Origin of the sequence: Paenibacillus sp. FSL H8-0260 (genome assembly GCF_045040625.1) — a bacterium.
Lineage (GTDB): Bacteria > Bacillota > Bacilli > Paenibacillales > Paenibacillaceae > Paenibacillus_AQ > Paenibacillus_AQ odorifer.
Genome location: NZ_CP150298.1, coordinates 1,913,005 through 1,932,308 on the forward strand (window position 1 = coordinate 1,913,005; position 19,304 = coordinate 1,932,308).

15 protein-coding genes are annotated in these 19,304 nt (G+C 46.6%); 12 read left to right on the forward strand and 3 right to left on the reverse strand.

Annotated elements, in window-relative coordinates; genetic code table 11:
* Positions 1-44: 44 nt before the first annotated feature.
* Complete coding sequence (ilvD, locus tag MHI51_RS08210) at positions 45-1,730, reverse strand: dihydroxy-acid dehydratase (RefSeq protein ID WP_076134060.1); 1,686 nt, start codon at positions 1,728-1,730, stop codon at positions 45-47.
* A 493-nt stretch (positions 1,731-2,223) separates the two neighbouring features.
* Here ilvD and MHI51_RS08215 point away from each other — a divergent pair, with 493 nt between their 5' ends.
* The 8 genes from MHI51_RS08215 to MHI51_RS08250 all read left to right on the forward strand — a co-directional run bounded on the left by MHI51_RS08215 (position 2,224) and on the right by MHI51_RS08250 (position 13,408).
* Entirely contained in the window at positions 2,224-3,177 is a 954-nt protein-coding gene (locus MHI51_RS08215; RefSeq protein WP_076184706.1) for a family 43 glycosylhydrolase, read from the forward strand.
* Positions 3,178-3,582: 405 nt separating this feature from the next.
* Entirely contained in the window at positions 3,583-5,328 is a 1,746-nt protein-coding gene (locus MHI51_RS08220; RefSeq protein ID WP_076277078.1) for an extracellular solute-binding protein, read from the forward strand.
* An 11-nt stretch (positions 5,329-5,339) separates the two neighbouring features.
* The gene (locus MHI51_RS08225; RefSeq protein WP_036680973.1) at positions 5,340-6,311 is read left to right on the forward strand and encodes a sugar ABC transporter permease; all 972 of its coding nucleotides are present in this window, start codon (positions 5,340-5,342) and stop codon (positions 6,309-6,311) included.
* A gap of 15 nt (positions 6,312-6,326) precedes the next feature.
* Entirely contained in the window at positions 6,327-7,262 is a 936-nt protein-coding gene (locus MHI51_RS08230) for a carbohydrate ABC transporter permease (RefSeq protein WP_076126337.1), read from the forward strand.
* Between the two features lie 58 nt (positions 7,263-7,320).
* Positions 7,321-9,102, forward strand: coding sequence for a glycoside hydrolase family 2 protein (locus MHI51_RS08235; protein WP_076219286.1), 1,782 nt, complete (start codon positions 7,321-7,323; stop codon positions 9,100-9,102).
* A gap of 27 nt (positions 9,103-9,129) precedes the next feature.
* Positions 9,130-10,878, forward strand: coding sequence for a glycoside hydrolase family 2 protein (locus MHI51_RS08240; RefSeq protein WP_076277076.1), 1,749 nt, complete (start codon positions 9,130-9,132; stop codon positions 10,876-10,878).
* Between the two features lie 42 nt (positions 10,879-10,920).
* Entirely contained in the window at positions 10,921-12,315 is a 1,395-nt protein-coding gene (locus MHI51_RS08245) for a family 43 glycosylhydrolase (RefSeq protein WP_076277075.1), read from the forward strand.
* 145 nt (positions 12,316-12,460) lie between these two features.
* Positions 12,461-13,408, forward strand: a complete 948-nt coding sequence (locus MHI51_RS08250) for a transcriptional regulator (protein ID WP_076126345.1) — start codon at positions 12,461-12,463, stop codon at positions 13,406-13,408.
* A gap of 89 nt (positions 13,409-13,497) precedes the next feature.
* On the opposite strand, the gene MHI51_RS08255 is transcribed toward MHI51_RS08250, so the two are convergent.
* Entirely contained in the window at positions 13,498-14,538 is a 1,041-nt protein-coding gene (locus MHI51_RS08255) for an acyltransferase family protein (protein WP_076126348.1), read from the reverse strand.
* Positions 14,539-14,731: 193 nt separating this feature from the next.
* Here MHI51_RS08255 and MHI51_RS08260 point away from each other — a divergent pair, with 193 nt between their 5' ends.
* From MHI51_RS08260 to mgrA, 4 genes are all read left to right on the forward strand, one after another.
* Positions 14,732-15,475 carry an alpha/beta hydrolase gene (locus MHI51_RS08260; RefSeq protein ID WP_076126350.1) on the forward strand — a complete coding sequence of 248 codons (744 nt, stop codon included), beginning with the start codon at positions 14,732-14,734 and terminating at the stop codon, positions 15,473-15,475.
* 34 nt (positions 15,476-15,509) lie between these two features.
* Entirely contained in the window at positions 15,510-16,274 is a 765-nt protein-coding gene (locus tag MHI51_RS08265; protein ID WP_076218464.1) for an HAD family hydrolase, read from the forward strand.
* Between the two features lie 34 nt (positions 16,275-16,308).
* Positions 16,309-17,049 (forward strand): NAD-dependent protein deacylase, encoded by a 741-nt coding sequence (locus MHI51_RS08270; protein ID WP_076192851.1) that lies wholly within the window; start codon positions 16,309-16,311, stop codon positions 17,047-17,049.
* Between the two features lie 107 nt (positions 17,050-17,156).
* On the forward strand, positions 17,157-18,155 hold the full coding sequence (gene mgrA / locus MHI51_RS08275; RefSeq protein WP_076277073.1) for an L-glyceraldehyde 3-phosphate reductase: 999 nt from the start codon (positions 17,157-17,159) through the stop codon (positions 18,153-18,155).
* Positions 18,156-18,249: 94 nt separating this feature from the next.
* On the opposite strand, the gene MHI51_RS08280 is transcribed toward mgrA, so the two are convergent.
* Entirely contained in the window at positions 18,250-19,116 is an 867-nt protein-coding gene (locus MHI51_RS08280) for an AraC family transcriptional regulator (protein ID WP_076126358.1), read from the reverse strand.
* Positions 19,117-19,304 lie beyond the last annotated feature (188 nt).

A 19,304-nucleotide genomic window follows, 5' to 3' on the forward strand; every position in this document is an offset into this window, starting at 1 on the left:
GGGACTGCTCTTGCTTGTTTTAATATTCTTTTTTGCTAAAGGGATTAGATCTTCAGCACTGCGCCGTTACTTGCATTGGTTACCATTTTGGAGTAACGAGCCAGGTAACCAGTTTTAACTTTAGGTTCGAATTCTTTCCAACCCGTACGACGAACTGCTAATACTTCTTCTTCAACCAGCAATTCAATCTTCCGGTTGTTGAGATCCAGCTCAATGATGTCTCCATCCTCAACAAAAGCGATCGGACCGCCTTCAGCTGCCTCTGGAGAGATATGACCGATACTGATTCCGCGGGAAGCCCCCGAGAAACGACCGTCTGTAATCAGACCGACCTTAGCACCTAGCCCCATACCCACGATTTGTGAAGTAGGCGCCAGCATTTCCGGCATTCCTGGTCCGCCCTTAGGACCTTCATAGCGGATAACGACTACATGGCCTTCTTTAACTTTACCGTTCGCGATACCTTCCAGTGCAGCTTCTTGGGAATCAAAGCAGATCGCAGGACCTTTATGATATCCACCTACTGAAGCATCAACTGCACCAACCTTGATGATAGAACCCTCTGGAGCCAAGTTTCCGTAAAGTACGGCAAGACCGCCTCTTTCGGAGTAAGGGTTGTCGATAGTATGAATTACGGAAGTATCTTGGATCTCGTGTCCGATTACGTTCTCAGCTAATGTTTTGCCGGTAACGGTCATACATTCCCCGAACAGAGCACCTGGTTTCTTCAGCAGTTCATTCAATACAGCACTAACGCCGCCCGCACGGTCCACATCTTCGATAAAGATATCAGAAGCTGGAGCCAGCTTAGCCAGATAGGGAACACGGTTTGCAACTTCGTTAATGCGTTCAAGCGGATAATCGATACCTGCTTCTTGAGCTAATGCAAGGGTGTGCAGCACTGTGTTAGTAGAACCACCCATTGCCATATCCAGTGCAAATGCGTTATCAAGGGATTCTTTAGTTACGATATCTCTTGGTTTAAGATCCAGCTTAATCAATTCCATCAGTTGTGTTGCGGATTTGCGAACAAATTCTCTACGCTCATCAGCAACAGCCAGAATCGTACCGTTACCTGGCAATGCCAGTCCAAGTGCTTCTGCAAGGCAGTTCATGGAGTTGGCAGTGAACATTCCGGAACAAGATCCACAGGTAGGACAACCAAATTGTTCTAATTCAAGCAGCTCTGCATCGTTGATTTTGCCGACTTGGTGAGCACCAACGCCTTCAAATACCGAGGTCAGAGAGAGCTTTTTACCTTTACTATCTACGCCGGCTTTCATTGGGCCGCCGCTTACGAACATGGTTGGGATGTTAACACGCAGAGCGCCCATCATCATGCCCGGTGTAATTTTATCACAGTTAGGGATGCAGACCATGCCATCGAACCAATGCGCGGAAACTACAGTTTCCAAGGCGTCAGCGATGATCTCGCGGCTTGGCAGTGAATAACGCATGCCGATATGTCCCATAGCAATCCCGTCATCTACGCCGATCGTATTGAATTCAAAAGGAACGCCACCAGCTTCGCGAATCGCTTCCTTAACGATTTTACCGAACTCTTGCAAATGCACATGCCCTGGAACAATATCAATATAGGAATTGCAGACCGCAATAAACGGCTTTCCGAAATCTTCTTCTTTTACTCCGGCTGCTCTCAGGAGACTACGGTGTGGAGCACGGTCAAAGCCTTTTTTAATCATGTCTGAACGCATTTTCTTGGCTGCCATAATGACATTCCCCCCTAAATGAATTTCAATCAAATATAGTGTCGCATTAACGCAATGAACTCCAAAGACCTGCGTATATACGGTTTATAGAAAGAACGGGGACCTGCTTCCTCAATAAGAAAAGCGATGCCGTTTCTATAAAAAAAGCCGCTGTTTTGGTATAAACAGTTACCGCCTAAAATGAACGGAGAAGTCATTGTTATTAGTGAGTCTATCACAAAGAGCACGTTTTTTCTACCGGACAATGTGAAGTTTGTCGATTGACGCAAAGCGTGGGAAGTGGAGGAAAAGCTCATTTTCGAAAGGAAAGTGCTTTATTTGGAAAATGGAACAGGGTTCGGATGTATCTATTTACCACTCTAGACAACTTTAGGAGAGCTGAGTATGATGGGAGTTATTATTTTATGGGAGGTGCTGGAAAATCGGGATTTGTCTATTATTATCGCCGCGGTGGATCGTTTTACGGGGATGAAAAGCTAAGGAGGGAAAGGGAATGTCACAGCGTACAACTTTTTTAAATCCAATTGTAGCAAGCTCAGGAGACCCATGGGTATTCAAACATACCGATGGCTATTATTACTTTATGGCCACAAAAGCTAAATGTCTGGAGCTGACGAGATCTAGAACCTTGACCGGCCTTGCGGAGGGCGACAAGAAAGTGATCTGGTCTCCCGAACCGGGGGGCAGCTACAGTTACAATCTGTGGGCGCCGGAAATTCATCATTTGGACAACAGATGGTACATTTACTACACTGCGAATGACGGAGGAGGCGACGATTCACGGCGGATTTGTGTGCTGGAGAATGAAGCAGCGAACCCGCTGGAAGGACAGTGGGTATGGAGAGGGGCTTTGCAGACACCTGTCCCAGGGTTGGATGGAACAGTAATGTCTTTGCGGGATCAGCTGTATTTTCTGTATGCGGGATATGGTCATTTTCCTGATTATGGGTCAGCTATTTACATTATGCGAATGAGTAATCCTTGGACCTTGGAAGGGGAGCATCACTTGCTTACCGCTCCAACTCTGTCATGGGAGAAGCAAGGTGGAATGGCGATTAACGAAGGTCCGGTAATTTTGCAGCGAAACAATCGTATTTTCATGGTTTATTCGGCAAGTACGACTTGGTCTGAGGATTATGCACTAGGGATGCTCACCATGAGCGAAGCGGCAGATCCTTTGCAACCGCTGTCATGGGAAAAATCAATGTCGCCTGTATTTTGCAAAAGTGTAGAGAACGGGATTTTTGCCACGGGGCACAATAGCTTCACACATTCTCCTGATGGCAAGGAAGATTGGATAGTCTATCATGCGCTTCCTTCCGCTGGAGCGGATGTGTCTTTGCGCGCGACCCGTATCCAGAAATTTGGGTGGAAGGTGGATGGGACACCAGATTTTGGGGTTCCTTGTAGGGATACGCTTGCTCAGACCGTTCCGTCGGGAGAATAAGAATAAAACAGGAAATCAAGACTGAAAAGGCCATTAATTACAGAAAAACTGTAATGAATGGCCTTTTCACGTAATGCAGATATTTTTATTCGCTGTCGATAATAATTGACGAAAAACGCCTGCTTTATAAGGGGTTTTTCGCCAAAATACAGGATGGTTAGTATGCTTTTTTAATAGGTTTGTAGTTGGCATAGCCATATATTTGTTTGAGAAAAGTTCATAAGATTACAAAATTATTGTATGAAAGCGTTGACATATGAATTTTGGATGCTTATAATTCGATCTGAGATACAGAAAAACTGTATTAATCAAGGGGAGTTATCTACAGGTCAAAAAGGAGCGTGGTTCCAAGCTTTGGATTTGCTTAAGGCGTTGTGGCAAATATTTTATAGTGGGAGGTTAAGTATGAAGAACAATGCAAAGCGTTATTTTAGTCTTTTATTTGTGTTAATACTGATCATTTCGACTGTAACAGCATGTAGTGGCAACAGTGCAAACAATGGGGTTGATAAGGGTGTCTCCAACAACAAAGAGAACGAGAGCACAGCCAAAGACCCGGTTGAGTTTACAGATATCAGCGCAGACATACGCGGCAATACAGCCCCAACGCAAGAGCAAATCGACGAAGTTAATCATTCCTTGAATGATACATACCTCGGCGACGTCTTCGATGAAGTCATTCCAAATGATTACTCAGCTTATCCTGTTAAAGGTGATGTGGTTCTGGATGTATGGATGCCTGCGAATTCCAATATTCCGGATATGAACAATCATGCTGTCCAGAAGCAGGTGGAGCAATTAACGGGAATCAAAGTAAACTTCATCACGCCGCCAATCGGCCAGGAAGCGGATGCCTTCACGCTGATGATCTCCTCCGGTGAACTGCCTGACATTATCATTGAGCCGGGACGTTATCCGGGAGGTTTTGAAGCGGGCGTAAATGACGGCGCTTATATCGATCTGACAGATCTGATGGAGAAAAATGCTCCGAACTATACGAAGTGGCGCAATTCGGATGAATCAAGAAGAAAAACCACGGTCACAGATGACGGCAAGCTGCTCGGCTTCTATGGCATCGCCCCATATTCAGAGTGGACTTGGTTTGGAACATTGATTAAGCAGGAAGCGCTGGACAAAACAGGGCTTGAAGTTCCAAATACGATTGATGAATGGCATACCTTCCTGACAAAAGCAAAGGAAGTCGGATACAAAGCACCGCTTAATTACGGCTCTACTTACGGCCAGATTTTTACCGGCATCATAAATGGCGCATATGGAGTATGGGATTGGACGTTCCTTGATGAGAATGGCAAAGTGGCCTGGGGGCCAGCACAGCCGAAAGCTAAGGAATATTTGACCACCATGCAGCAATGGAACAAAGAAGGATTACTGAACCCGGACTGGGCAACGGCAGACTTTAACCAGAGAATGGCGAGCGCAATTTCGGGAGATACCGCGATGATGATGGACTCTCCGGATACGATGTGGAGTTATTGGAAAGAGCAAAGCGGTATCGACTTTGTGGGCGCACTGAACCCGGTTCTGAACAAAGGAGATAAGTCCGCAACCACGTACAAAAATTTCAAAAGAGCGGGTATCGAAGCTGCGATCACCACGCAAAGCAAAAATGTAGAAGCGGCAATGGCTTGGCTTGATTTTAATTACAGTAAAAAGGGCTGGGAATTGATTAACTTTGGTGAATATGGCACGGTCCACCTGATTGATGAGACGGGAATGCCTTATTATCCAGAGAACAGTTATATCTTTAAAGACCCTGAAGGTCAGCCCGTATCGACAACCTTATGGAAATACCGGATGCACAACTGGCCGGATATCCGGGATGAGCATCATTCCAACCCGCTGATCGCTGCCAAAGGAAGTTACTCGGGAGACATTCGCAAGAATTGGACAGAAAATATGGATACTAGTATGGCTATGCCACCTATTTCCTTTACCAAAGATGAAGCTTCGCGGGAAGCCGAGCTTGGAAACCAGCTGTCGACACTGCGCGGAGAGTATTTTGCAAAAATCATAATGGGAGACCTGCCGGTAGATGCCTATGATAAATTTTTGAAAGAAGCTCAGAGTATGGGACTGGAAGAGTTTTTGAGTATCCATCAGGCAGCCTTAGATCGATATAACAAACGATAGGTGGTTGTTTTATGGAAATATTACGAAAAAACAGAGCGATAAAGCCCATTCCTCAGGACGCCAAACCTAAAAATACCAAGTTAGTGATTAAGAAGGATTTGAAAAAGAACTGGTTTGTCTATCTGTTGGCTGTCCCTGTTGTAGCGTGGTTCCTGATTTTCTGCTACGGGCCGATGTGGGGGGTTATGATCGCCTTCAAGGATTTTAAACCCCTGCTGGGGTTTGGCCAGAGCGAGTGGGTAGGGTTTAAGCACTTTATTGATTTTTTCCAAGGGCCTTATTTCTGGCGGGTCGTTAAAAACACCCTTCTCCTCAATGTTTGGGGGATTGCCTTTGGATTTACAGCCCCGATTATTCTGTCCTTGATGCTGAACGAAATCCGTGGGGTTAAGTTTAAAAAAGTGGTCCAAACGATCACCTATATGCCGCACTTTATTTCCCTGGTGGTGGTATGCGGGATCATTCATATCTTTGCCGCAGATGAAGGGATTATCACGCAAATCCTGCAATTTATTACCGGAAAAGAGTACTCTTCACTGCTCGGCTATTCTTCGTTCTTCCGGCCGATTTATACCTTCTCCGGCATTTGGCAGAGCATCGGCTGGGATAGCATCATCTACCTTGCGGCGATGAGTTCCATCGATACTTCATTATATGAAGCTGCTGAAATTGACGGAGTGGGACGGATTAAAAAAATGTGGCATATTACGCTGCCGCAGATCAGCCCAGTTATCATCATTCTGTTTATTTTTGCCATCGGCGGGTTGATGTCGTCCGGGTACGAGAAGATTATCCTGCTGTACAATCCTCTGATCTATGATACGGCGGATGTTATTGCCTCTTACGTGTATCGTCGCGGTTTAAGAGAAGCCAGTCTTAGTTATTCCACGGCTGTGGGCTTGGTCAGCTCAATCGTTAACTTCGGGCTGCTCTGGATGACCAATACAATAGCCAAACGCAGGTCCGAGGTCAGCTTATGGTAAGAAAGAGGGACAGCTATGAAAGATAATTTGCAGCGTAAAGCGAAAAAAAGACGAAAACATAAATCCATCGGCGACAGAGTGTTTGACGGCACACTTTATACTCTGCTGACCGCATTAACCTTGGTGTGTTTTTATCCGATCCTGCACATCCTGTTTGCCTCCGTCAGCGACCCCGGCATGTTGATTGCTCATAAAGGGATTTTGCTGAAACCGCTGGGATTCACTTTGGATGGCTATAAGCTGGTATTTAAAGATAACAGTCTGATCAACGGCTATAAAAACACGATTATATATGTAGGATTAGGCACATTAGTCAACATGATCATGACCATTCTGGGAGCTTATGTATTATCCAGACGAGGATTGTATTTCAAAAATTTCATCATGATCCTGATTACAATCACCATGTTTTTTGGCGGCGGGTTGATTCCTTGGTTCTTATTAATGAAGGATATTGGTCTGTACAATAATTTGTGGGCCATGATTTTGCCAAGTGCTTTAAGCACATGGAACATTATTATCCTACGAACTAGCTTTCAAGCCATTCCGCAGGAATTGGAGGAAGCGGCTACCATTGACGGGGCAAGTCAGGCCCATATTTTAACGAATGTGATTCTTCCGCTGTCCAAAGCTACGCTGGCCGTAATCTTTTTATACTATTTAGTGGGGAACTGGAACTCATGGTTTAATGCGATGGTGTTGTTGAAGGACAGACAGCTGTTCCCACTGCAGCTATTAATGAAGGAAATATTAGTAGCTAATGATGCAACCGCAACCTCGATCGGCAGTGCAGGCGGGGTAGTCATCGATAGTGCCCAGAGCCAGACGGCTTTCCGCGAGCTGGTTAAGTATTGTGCGATCGTCGTTTCTACGCTTCCTATATTAATGGTATATCCTTTCTTGCAAAAATATTTTGTTAAAGGTGTTTACGTAGGTTCGATTAAAGGATAGCGGGCAAAAAAACAAGTTCATCTTATATAGAAATTATTTAATAGGAGTGAAGTACACCATGTTGACAGAAGCAAGCAGCACATCCGTTCCACGTCCGGAATATCCAAGACCCCAATTTGCCCGTAAGGATTGGCTTAACCTAAATGGAGAATGGGATTTTACGTTTGATGATGAAGATGTCGGTGAGGAAGAACAATGGTATCGGACGGACACAAAGGGTTTATTTTCACGGGTTATTCAAGTGCCCTTTGCGTTTCAGAGCAAGCTGAGCGGGATTGAAGATCCTTCATTTCATGATGTTGTGTGGTATAGAAGAACTTTTGAAGTTCCTGAGGGTTGGAACGGGAAGCGGATTGTACTCCATTTCGGCGCCGTTGATTATTTGGCAAAAGTCTGGGTGAATGGTCAGCTGGTGGCCGTGCATGAAGGCGGACATACACCATTTCAGATCGATATCACTCCTTCGCTGCTCAAAGGAAGGAATACCATCATACTGCGCGCAGAGGATTTCAGCCGCGATGTCACCTTGCCGCGGGGCAAGCAATATTGGCTGGAGCAGTCTGCTGCCATCTTTTATACCCGCACAACCGGAATCTGGCAGAGTGTCTGGCTTGAACCGCTGTCTGCAGTGCATCTGAGTAAAACCATGATGACACCAGATATTGACCGCAATGAAATCCGGCTTCGGACCTTTCTGCAAGGATTTAAGTCTGCTGATCCGCTCAAGCTGCGCATAACGGTATCGTATGACGGTGAAGTGATTGCGGAAGATCAATATATGGTCATGAATGCTGAGCAGCTGCGCACTATCGGCTTGGGTGATTTTGCGGATCATGGTCTTGGACGTTTATGGAGCCCTGAGCATCCGAATTTGTATGATATTCAATTTCAATTGCTTCGGAATGAGGAAGTAATTGACGAAGTGGCGAGTTATTTCGGCATGCGCAAGGTGTCGATTGAAAATGGTAAGCTATGCTTGAATAACCGCCCATATTTCCAGAGACTGGTGCTGGATCAGGGGTACTTCCCTGACGGGATACTAACCGCACCTACAGACGAAGAGCTGAAACGTGATACCCAGCTGACGAAAGAAATGGGCTTTAACGGGGTGAGAAAACATCAGAAGACAGAAGATCCCCGGTTCCTGTATTGGTGTGATAAGCTCGGCCTGCTGGTATGGAGTGAGGCAGCCAATGCTTACGAATATTCCGAGGAGTATGTCCGCCGCTTCACGAAGGAATGGCAGGAGATCATCGAGCGCGACTATAACCATCCTTGTATCGTGACCTGGGTTCCGCTTAATGAGAGCTGGGGTGTTCCCAATGTCCAGATTGATACACGTCAGCAGCAGCACGGATTGGCTATGTATCATTTAACGAAATCCTTGGATGAGATGAGACCTGTTGTGTATAACGATGGGTGGGAGCATATGACTACAGATTTGGTGACTATTCATGACTATGAGAGCCATCAGGCAGTGCTGGAGGAGAGATATGCCACGGCAGAATCTTCTGTAAATGCGATGCCGGCCAACCGCAAAATATTTGTCGGTGGAGCTTCGTATCAAGGCCAGCCGATTCTCGTATCCGAGTTTGGTGGAATTGCCTTCAAGAAAAGTGAGTGGGAGGGCTGGGGTTATTCTGGGGCAGAGAATGAAGAGGATTTCCTGATGAAGCTCAAGGCTGTGGTTGACCCGATGTTCACTTCCCCGGTGATCCAAGGGTATTGCTATACCCAGCTGACGGATGTCGAGCAGGAAATCAACGGACTGCTCACCTATGATAGACAGCCCAAAGCTCCGCTTGAAGCGATCCGCAACATTATGATGCATATCCAATAAATAACATTTACTAAAAGGAGTTACACCATGACACAACAAGCAACGCTTCCGCGTCCTGAATATCCCCGCCCTGACTTTATTCGACCAGAGTGGATCAATCTGAACGGCCAGTGGCAATTCGAAATTGATCATGGCAAAAGTGGGAAGGAACGCGGATACCCTGTTAACGAACATAATCTCTCAGGGACAATTACTGTGCCCTTCTGTCCGGAAAGCAAGCTGTCCGGTGTAGAATATAAAGATTTTATGGCTGCTGTATGGTATAAAAGGGAGTTTACCGTGCCGGAGAGCTGGACAAATGGCAGAGTTATCCTTCATTTTGGCGCCGTTGATTATATGGCGGAGGTCTGGGTGAACGGCGTATCCGTAGGTACGCACCGCGGAGGATATACTCCGTTTAGCTTTGATATTACTTCTAATCTTTTAGCGGGCAGTAATGTGATTACTGTCTATGCTGAAGACGACGTTCGATCGGGACGACAGCCACGGGGCAAGCAGAGTGAACAGTTCCATTCGCACGGCTGTGATTATACACGCACTACAGGAATCTGGCAGACGGTATGGCTTGAGCAAGTCCCTGAAACCTATCTGTCTAATCTGAAAGTTGTCGCTGATCCCGACAATGGCTGTGTGCACCTCGAAATGAAGGTACAAGGGAACGCAGCGGGGGACACGCTTAGGGCCACTGCTCTTTATGGCGGCAAACCCGTTGGGGACAGCAGTGTGATCGTTTCCGGACCCTCTATAAAACTTACGATTCCACTATCAGAGATTCACTTGTGGGAAGTTGGAAACGCCAGATTGTATGACCTGAAGTTGTCCTTGCATAGTCAGGGACGGGAGAGTGACGTGGTCCATTCTTATTTTGGACTCCGCACGGTACGACTGGATGGGATGGCATTCCGGATCAATGGGAAATCCGTATTTCAGCGGTTAGTTCTGGATCAAGGTTTTTATCCGGAGGGAATCTATACCGCTCCTACTGATGAAGATCTGCGCAGAGACATCGAAATCTCAATAGGGCTTGGCTTCAATGGCGCGAGGCTTCACGAGAAGATCTTTGAACCGCGTTATCTTTATTGGGCTGACCAATTAGGTTATCTTGTCTGGGGAGAGCATGCCAATTGGGGGCTGAATATTACTGGAGCGGATAGCCTGACTCACTTCCTGCCGGAATGGCTCGAAGGTATGCAGCGTGATTTCAATCATCCCGCGCTGATCGGCTGGTGCCCTTTTAATGAGACCTGGGACCGGGACGGTGCGAAACAGCATAACCCCGTGCTCCAGATTGTTTACAACGTAACAAAACGTATGGATCCAACACGTCCAGTAATTGATACAAGCGGCAACTTCCATGTGGCTACAGATATCTTCGATCTTCATGACTATGACCAGAATCCGCAGACGTTCCGGGACAGATATGAACCGATGAAAAGTGGCGGAGAAGTATTCAATACCTTCCCGGATCGCCAAACGTATGAAGGTCAACCTTACTTCATCAGCGAGTATGGCGGAATTTGGTGGAACCCGCAGCAGAAAGATGAAAAATCATGGGGGTATGGGGACAGACCGACCTCAGAGCAAATGTTTATCGAACGCTACGAGGGGTTGACGAATGTTTTATTAGATCATCCGCTGATGTTTGGATTCTGCTATACCCAGCTGTACGATGTGGAACAGGAAGTCAATGGACTGTACACTTATGACAGACAGCCGAAGTTCGACCCCGAGCGTATCCGCGGCATCAATGCGCGTAAGGCCGCAATTGAAGATTAGAGGCGCTACGTAACTATTCATTCGAAAGGAATGTGATAGATTATGAAAGTGAATTTCCGGCAAAAATGTCTGGTCGCCTTAAGTGTTCTTCTTATTCTTCCAATGGGGAAGGTGACCCTTGCAGTCTCTGATCATAATGACTTTTACAACGTGGTTATGCAGGACGGGGCGGACCCATGGGTGTATAAACATACAGATGGCTTCTATTATTTCACCAAAACAACAGGTGGCAATGTTACCCTCTGGAAGTCAGCCCAGTTGACCACTATTGATGCAGCGCCTACTAAAGTTGTCAACACGGGCGGTAGCGGCATCTGGGCGCCTGAGCTACATTATATAAACGGAGCTTGGTATATCTACTATGCGATGGACGACGGAGATAACGTAAACCACCGCATGCATGTAATGGAGAACACAGCGGCAGACCCGATGCAGGGAACTTGGCAGTACAAAGGCCAGATCACAGATTCAAGCAATAAGTGGGCTATAGACGGTACTGTGCTGCAAGTGAACGGCGAGCTGTATTTTATCTGGTCCGGCTGGGAGGGGAATGTTAATGTGCGGCAGAATCTCTATATCGCGCATATGAGTAATCCCTGGACCATTGATTCCGAACGCGTAGAGATTTCAAGACCAACGTATAGCTGGGAAACGAATCATTCCCCAAATGTGAATGAAGGACCGCAGGTGATTATAAATGGAGAAGTCATTAGTTTGGTCTACTCGGCAAGCGGAAGCTGGACTAATGATTATTGTCTGGGACTGATCACCGCAGACATCTCCAGTGATCTGTTGAATCCGGCATCATGGAATAAAAGCAATCAGCCTATCTTTTCCTCAGGCAATGGACTTTACGGACCTGGACACCATTCGTTTACTAAGTCTCCTGACGGCCAAGAGGATTGGATCATGTACCATGTCGCCAAATACAACAACGCTGGCTGGAACCGCGAGGTGCGGATGCAGAAATTCAGCTGGAATGCTGATCATACACCTAATCTGGGTATTCCCGTTGACCCTAATCTTCCGATAACTTTGCCTTCGGGTGAAACCATGCATGCCCGCTACGAAGCGGAAAAAGGGACATTTGGCGGCGATGCCTATGCCTCTTCGAGTCCCAAGGGCTCGGGTGGGCTTAAGGCGGGTCATATTGATACGCCGGACAGTTACGTAGAATTTTCGGTTGATGCGGCAGCCGCAGGCGAGTATATTCTTTTGGCTCGAACGGCGAATGGAACGGCTGGCGGGAATTGGTCGAATTTTCAGCTTAGTGTCAATGCAGGACCTTCCAGCCCATTCTATATCACCAATAAAGGGTGGGAGAATTGGGGGCTGTCCACAGCCCGGGTTCAACTGAAGGCAGGCATGAACAAGCTTCGTTTTACCAAAGGCGAAGGTTACGGAGAAATTGATTTCATTGATATTAAGCCATTGTGATTCGAACAAACCTAAGAGACATATGAAATGGCTTCCGGTTTTCCGGAGGTCATTTCTAGGTGAAAGGGCTTGTAGGTGTAATTGTTTTTCATCTCATTAAGAAGTAAGATTAGGATAATTATTAGGATACAAGGAGAGCTGATTTGTGCTGGAACTTAGCTTAAACGACCCGGAAAAATTAGTCACAGTAACGCATGCTTTATCAACTCGTTCTAGGGTTGATATTCTTCGGCTCTTAAACTCCAAAAACTTAAATATTATTGAAATCGCTGAGAGGCTGAAGCTTCCAGTGTCGACGGTAGCAAGCAATATTAAAGTATTAGAAGCAGCAGAGTTAATTCATACAGAATTGCTTCCGGCTTCACGCGGGGCAATGAAAGTTTGCAGCCGGAATTATGATGATCTTCATATTGCCTTGAATTTGAAAGAACCGATGTCAAAGGGATTAACTCATGTCTATGAAGTAGAGATGCCGATCGGCCATTATAGCGACTGTGAGGTATCTCCTACTTGCGGAATGGCTAATAGCGAGGGTCTTATTATCAAAGAAGATGAACCGTCGAGCTTTTATCACCCTAAACATGTCAACGCTCAGCTGATCTGGCTCCGCAAAGGATTTCTGGAATATTTGCTGCCTATGGATATCCCCTCCGGAGCACAAATTGAATCGCTGGAATTATCCATGGAGATCTGTTCGGAAGCTCCGAATTATGACCAGAACTGGCCTTCGAACATCTCTGTATGGGTGAATGGATCGGAGATCGGCATGTGGACCAGTCCCGGTGATTTCGGTGACCGGCGGGGCAAGCTGAATCCGAACTGGTGGTGGGATGGATCTACACAATACGGGTTTCTCAAGACCTGGCGTGTTGACCATGAAAAGACGACACTTGATATGGAGAAGGTGTCGAATGTTTCCTTAAATGATCTTCTGATTAACCGGAGCCCCAAATTGCGGCTACGCATTGGAATCAACCCTGATGCAGTTCATCAAGGCGGACTTAACCTGTTCGGGCGCCAGTTTGGCGATTATGAACAACATATTATGATGAAGGTAAAATATACCATGGATCAGGATGAAGTAGAACTTTAGCTTAGGAGATGAACAAAGCAAGGCGGTTCCTCGGAAACGAATCTTCGTATCCAAGGAACCGCCTTGCTTTGTTTGTTCTGGATGTAAAGCTAGAGTGTGCGCCGTAGGGCGGCACGCTGAAGGGTGATCATCCAGTCAACGGACGGCTCAACCAGCGGGTGAAAGAGCCGTTTAACGGACGGCTGAGCCAGCAATACGGTGAATAATACGGCGGTGAGCAGCAGGACTACTGCCCCAGCAGCATTGCCAATATAGGTGTAAATCCCGGAAACGGCAGCCAGACGAACGATAAAACCATGAAGCAGGAAAACATACAACGTGCGGCGCCCCCAGTCGGTCATGCGGCTCGCTCCGTAAGGTACGAGGCCGAGGAAAGCGAGTGAAGCGACAATTTGTAGTCCGTACAGTCCCAGACGGTATACGCCTGCATACCATACATTGGCATCAAGCTGCATATAGGTCATGCTGCCATATAACCAGCCAAAGGGAAATCCTGCCCCCCATGCGGCCATGATGGCAAGGAGTAGAATGGAGGCGGCTGCTGCAAAGATTTTGATATATTTCTGATAGAGCTTGACGAAGGTTTCGAAGGAGAAATGATAGCCGATAATGAAAAAAGGCAAATATACAAAGGTACGGCTGATGCTAAACCATACACCGTCCAGCTGGAGATATCCGACAGCCACCCCCGCTGTTACAGCGAAGAGGAGCTTAGCGGTTATGGACCATCTGCTCATACCGAGCATCAGGAGGCGCCAGCAGGCATGACTGGCCAGAAACCATAGGAGCAGATAGGGTGCGAAAATGGAATGCTGGATGTTGCTTACATGAAAGAGGGAAACGTCGAGTGCGGAATATAAGCTTTGAAAAATGAGGTATTGCAATCCAATTTGCAGCAGCATTTTGCGGCCGGTAGTTCCGGCAAGGCTTTTTCTGGCGAAATAGCCGGTCACCAGTACGAACAGCGGCATGTGAAAGCTGAAAATCCACATATATAATCCGTGTATTCCGCTCATTTTGTTAATCAGAGGTTCAATTGCATTACCGGCAAAAACAGTGATAATAAGCATAAAACGCAGGTTGAGAAAAAAGGTTTCTCCGCGCGTTTCCAGCGAGTTTTCCCCTACCATGATTTAGCCTCCAAATTATGCTGTATGCAAATTAATTTAATTTTAAAATACTAGATTTTCTTTGATTTAATTGTGAATTAAGTCACAATAGAAAGCGTTATCATGTGTGCGAAATGTGGCGATGTGTTGAAGGTTGTTAGAATAGAGGGATTCCACTATAATTTTTATATGCATTAACATCTGGGAGTGGAACATGTTGAAGAGAAGAATAACTAAGCGTCGCGTCGCTATTTTTGTATTGATTATTTTAGTGGTAGCCGGGTTGCTGATATGGAAGTATTTAACGCCATATGCACCGGCTCAAGAAGCCGAAACTGCACTGATTTCAAGTGGTGGAGTTACCGTCGAACAGAATGATAATTGGATTTCGTTCGAACCTTCCATTACTAAAGGCGCCTCGATTATATTTTATCCTGGGGCTTTGGTTAAACCGGAAGCCTATTCCCCTCTTGCGAAGAGCGTCGCTGCTGCAGGGCATCCCTTCTACATCGCCAAAATGCCGTTTAATTTAGCCGTAACGAAGGGGGATGCCGCAGAAGAGATTATTCGTGTGCATCCGAAGCAATCTTTTGTGCTGGGTGGACATTCACTTGGGGGTGTCATGGCCTCGCGTTACGCAATTGAGCATACGGACCAGCTGGAAGGTGTATTTTTCTTAGCCTCTTATCCAGATGAAAAGGGAAGTCTGCGAGAGACTACTTTGTCAGTGTTGTCGGTTGTGGGTACTGAGGATCAAGTGATTGACAGAGACAGCTACAACAAAGGGCGCTCCTATCTGCCAGATAATACAGTTTATAGTTCAATTATAGGTGGGAATCATGCGCAATTTGGCAGCTACGGGCCTCAGAAGGGGGACGGCGAAGCCACAATATCCGAGGAAGAACAGCAGAGTCGCACAGTAAGTGCCCTGTTGGATTGGCTGGGAAATCTGAGGTAGTTACGGGTCATTCAACAGAGGGAGGAAACAATTCATGCCAGTATTACACATTAACGATGAATGCGTTCCCTGCTCCGGAATATTGTTTGATAAAGACGGGACGTTACTCGATCTATTAGCCACCTGGGGGAATTGGGCGGAGCTTGTGCTGCGTGGACTGGAAGATCAACTCGCGATCATGGGAGCGGGATTTATTGTAGAGCGCAGCAAGGTGCTGGGTACGCAACATGATCCGCAAGGGAAGTTAATAGGGTACGACCCGGCGGGGCCGCTTACCATGGCTACAGAAGAAGAAAGTTACGGTGTACTCGCATGGCAGCTATATGCAGCAGGAGTTCCTTGGAATGAAGCGCTGACCCGTGTGAAAAGCATAACTAAAAACGCGATGTATGAATTACGCCGACGCCGTATGGCACAGCCTTTAGCGGGACTTCATTCTTTTTTGGAGCAATGCTCTGCGGCATCGCTTAAGCTTGGCGTGGTTACCTCTGACGGGGCAAAGACCACCGGAGAGCATTTGGAATGGCTTAATGTGGCAGGCTATTTTGATTCGGTAGTTACTAGGGACAGAGTAAAAAACGGAAAACCAGCTCCTGAAATGGCTGAATTGGCCTGCCGGGAGTTAGGGCTTTCGCCTGAAGAGACGATTATTATTGGGGACAGTAATGCCGATATGCAATTAGGTAAAGGTGCAGGGCTTCGCCTCGTAATTGGGATTTCCGCCAGTGGTGATGGGGAGCACCTTATAGATGCCGATGTAATCATTTCCGGTTTCAATGAGCTTCGGATCACTTACTGATCAGCTAATAAAAGGAAAGGATGTGCTACTTAGCATGGATCAATTGCAGACACTTGCTTCTTGGATCAAAGAAAGTGACAATATCGTTTTTTTCGGAGGGGCGGGTACGTCTACAGAGAGTGGAATTCCTGATTTCCGCTCCGCAGCTGGATTATATCAAACTCAGCACAATTCACCTTATCCACCTGAAGTGATGCTGAGCCGCACTTTTTTTATGTCCTCACCGGACATTTTTTTTGATTTTTACCGCAGTAAAATGATTCATCCAGAGGCCCGTCCGAATGGTGCGCATCAGCTACTAGCGGAGTTGGAACAGCAGGGGAAGCTGAAAGCGGTGATTACGCAAAATATTGACGGCCTGCACCAGCAGGCGGGCAGCCGTAGTGTCCTTGAGCTGCATGGTTCGATCCATCGCAACTATTGTATGGACTGCTCACGATATTACGGGCTGGATCAACTGCTGGAAATGACTGAGATCGTTCCTCACTGCCCGGAATGTGGCGGAATTATCAAGCCGGATGTGGTTTTATATGAAGAAGAATTGGATCACTCCGTGCTTATGGGCTCTGTCGCAGCGATTGCCTCTGCAGATATGCTTATTATTGGTGGAACCTCGCTAACGGTTCAGCCTGCGGCCAGTCTGGTGACTTATTTCCGGGGCAAACGTACGGTGCTGCTGAACGGAGATCCCACACCTTATGATGATCAGGCGGATCTGCTGATTACAGATCGAATTGGAAAAGTAATGGGCAGTGTCAAGGATCTATTAAGCTAGAAGAAAAAAGCTGTCCTTTGGTTTCTCTTGCCAGATTATTATTACGCTCAGAAGTTTAAAGATAAGGTAGGCTCACAACAGCGTGTAATGAGAGGCAGGGATAAGCAATGGTATATGTAGCAGACGATAAACGGTATGACAACATGCGTTATAATCGTTGCGGGAACTCAGGTCTCAAGCTCCCAGCAATCTCATTAGGATTATGGCAGAATTTTGGTGGGGTCGATAATTACGAGAACGGCAGAGAAATGATCACTCGTGCTTTTGATCTTGGAATTACCCATTTTGATCTGGCCAACAACTATGGTCCACCAGCTGGTTCAGCAGAAGAGCTGTTCGGTAAAGTTCTTGCCAATGATATGTATCCTTATCGTGATGAAATAGTGATCTCTACAAAAGCAGGGTATAACATGTGGCCCGGCCCTTATGGGGAATGGGGTTCACGTAAATATATGCTGGCTAGTCTTGATCAGAGCCTGAAGCGGCTAGGCCTAGATTATGTTGATATTTATTACTCTCATCGTCCAGACCCGGAAACACCGCTTGAAGAAACCATGCAGGCGCTGGATTATGCGGTACGTTCTGGCAAAGCTTTATATATAGGACTATCCAACTATAATGCGGAGCAGACGGCTGAAGCCCTCAGTATTCTAAAAAGCCTGGGCACACCGCTCTTAATCCATCAGCCTAGTTATTCTATGCTCGATCGTTGGATTGAGGGCGGCTTACAGGATGTACTGGAACATAGTGGTGTAGGAAGCATCGCTTTTACACCCCTGGCTGAAGGCTTGTTAACCAACAAATATTTGAATGGTATTCCAGAAGGGTCAAGAGCTGCCAAGCCGTCTGCCGCCTTGAATGAGAGCCGGATTACACCGGAGGTGCAGCGGAGGATTCGCGCACTTAATCAGCTTGCGGTTTCGCGAGGACAGAGTCTGGCTCAGTTTGCACTGGCTTGGACACTCCGGGGTGGCAAGGTTACTTCTGCCCTAATTGGAGCAAGCAGAGTGGATCAGATTGAAGAGAATATAGCTGCTTTAGCTAATCCTGATTTCAGTCCGGAGGAGTTAGAGCGGATTGAAACGATTCTAAAGACAGAACTATAGCATATTGAACACAGTAACAGCCCGGTTCCTTACGTTAAGGAAGGCGGGCTGTTGTTGTATAGTGGATTTATGGATTTATGGATTAAAGGGCAAACTAACGTTCAGGTTTCTCTGCTTGTCTCGTTGTAGTCATCCGGTAAGCCGTCGGTGACTGGGCACAAAACCGTTTGAATTGGCGAGAGAAGTATAAAGCATCGGTGAGCCCCACAGATGCTGCTACCTGTTCCACGGACAGCTCCGGTCGTTCACGCAGCAGCTGTCTGGACTTTTCAATCCGCAGCTTCAGCAAGTAGGTCACCGGAGATAATCCGGTCTCTTGCTTAAATACACGGGACAGGTAGGCTCGATTATAACCCAGCGTATCACACATTTGTTCAATAGAGACCGGGTGCGCATATTGAGATGCCATGTAGTGGATCATTTGCTTCACAGTACGCTTAACCTGTGATTCTGCGCCGGGAAGACGAGAGAAGGAAGAGAGCAAATCAGCTGCTTCGCCGACAATGAGATAGAGATAGCCAAGCGAAGTCAGATGGGCACTCTCTTTGTTGGCGTTGAAGGCTTGCATGATGCTGGACAGGGCACCTGGAATTAGGCTTTCACCTGTTGTAGTCACCACAGGCTGTTGTGGTGTGAACCCTGTCTGCAGCACCAGATCGTCAGCTTCGCTGCCAGTAAAAGCTGCCCAGCGATAGCACCAGGGCTGGTCTTTATCCGAGACGTAACTGACTAATTGTCCCGGATGGATCAAGAAGCAGTCCCCTTTACCCAACTCATATTTATGATGTTCTGTACGGAAAACGCCCGAGCCAGATTCTATGAAATGCAGCAAATAATAATCATAGATCTTGGGTCCAGCTTGATGCATGGGCAGGGTCTGACTCTGGCCGGCAAACAGTACATGAAGGTTCTGTTTATCGTAATACACTGGATTGGATCCTACGGAATAAGTATGCTCCATTTGGGACAGCCTTTCTTGTGTTAATGTCATTTAATGGCTTATAGTTTAGAGAGTAACAGTAATATATGTAATTATTATATTATGGGAAGTCACATTTATCCATACATTACACACATGATTGCATTATCAGAGGATGAATGAATCTATTATAATGAGTACATAAAGAACGCTTTACTAATTCCCACTGG

Bases quoted from the DNA above. Each gene is read 5' to 3' on its own strand.
- ilvD (WP_076134060.1), bottom strand. From the start codon at position 1,730: ATGGCAGCCAAGAAAATGCGTTCAGACATGATTAAAAAAGGCTTTGAC.
- MHI51_RS08215 (WP_076184706.1), top strand. From the start codon at position 2,224: ATGTCACAGCGTACAACTTTTTTAAATCCAATTGTAGCAAGCTCAGGA.
- MHI51_RS08220 (WP_076277078.1), top strand. From the start codon at position 3,583: ATGAAGAACAATGCAAAGCGTTATTTTAGTCTTTTATTTGTGTTAATA.
- MHI51_RS08225 (WP_036680973.1), top strand. From the start codon at position 5,340: ATGGAAATATTACGAAAAAACAGAGCGATAAAGCCCATTCCTCAGGAC.
- MHI51_RS08230 (WP_076126337.1), top strand. From the start codon at position 6,327: ATGAAAGATAATTTGCAGCGTAAAGCGAAAAAAAGACGAAAACATAAA.
- MHI51_RS08235 (WP_076219286.1), top strand. From the start codon at position 7,321: ATGTTGACAGAAGCAAGCAGCACATCCGTTCCACGTCCGGAATATCCA.
- MHI51_RS08240 (WP_076277076.1), top strand. From the start codon at position 9,130: ATGACACAACAAGCAACGCTTCCGCGTCCTGAATATCCCCGCCCTGAC.
- MHI51_RS08245 (WP_076277075.1), top strand. From the start codon at position 10,921: ATGAAAGTGAATTTCCGGCAAAAATGTCTGGTCGCCTTAAGTGTTCTT.
- MHI51_RS08255 (WP_076126348.1), bottom strand. From the start codon at position 14,538: ATGGTAGGGGAAAACTCGCTGGAAACGCGCGGAGAAACCTTTTTTCTC.
- MHI51_RS08260 (WP_076126350.1), top strand. From the start codon at position 14,732: ATGTTGAAGAGAAGAATAACTAAGCGTCGCGTCGCTATTTTTGTATTG.
- MHI51_RS08265 (WP_076218464.1), top strand. From the start codon at position 15,510: ATGCCAGTATTACACATTAACGATGAATGCGTTCCCTGCTCCGGAATA.
- MHI51_RS08270 (WP_076192851.1), top strand. From the start codon at position 16,309: ATGGATCAATTGCAGACACTTGCTTCTTGGATCAAAGAAAGTGACAAT.
- mgrA (WP_076277073.1), top strand. From the start codon at position 17,157: ATGGTATATGTAGCAGACGATAAACGGTATGACAACATGCGTTATAAT.
- MHI51_RS08280 (WP_076126358.1), bottom strand. From the start codon at position 19,116: ATGGAGCATACTTATTCCGTAGGATCCAATCCAGTGTATTACGATAAA.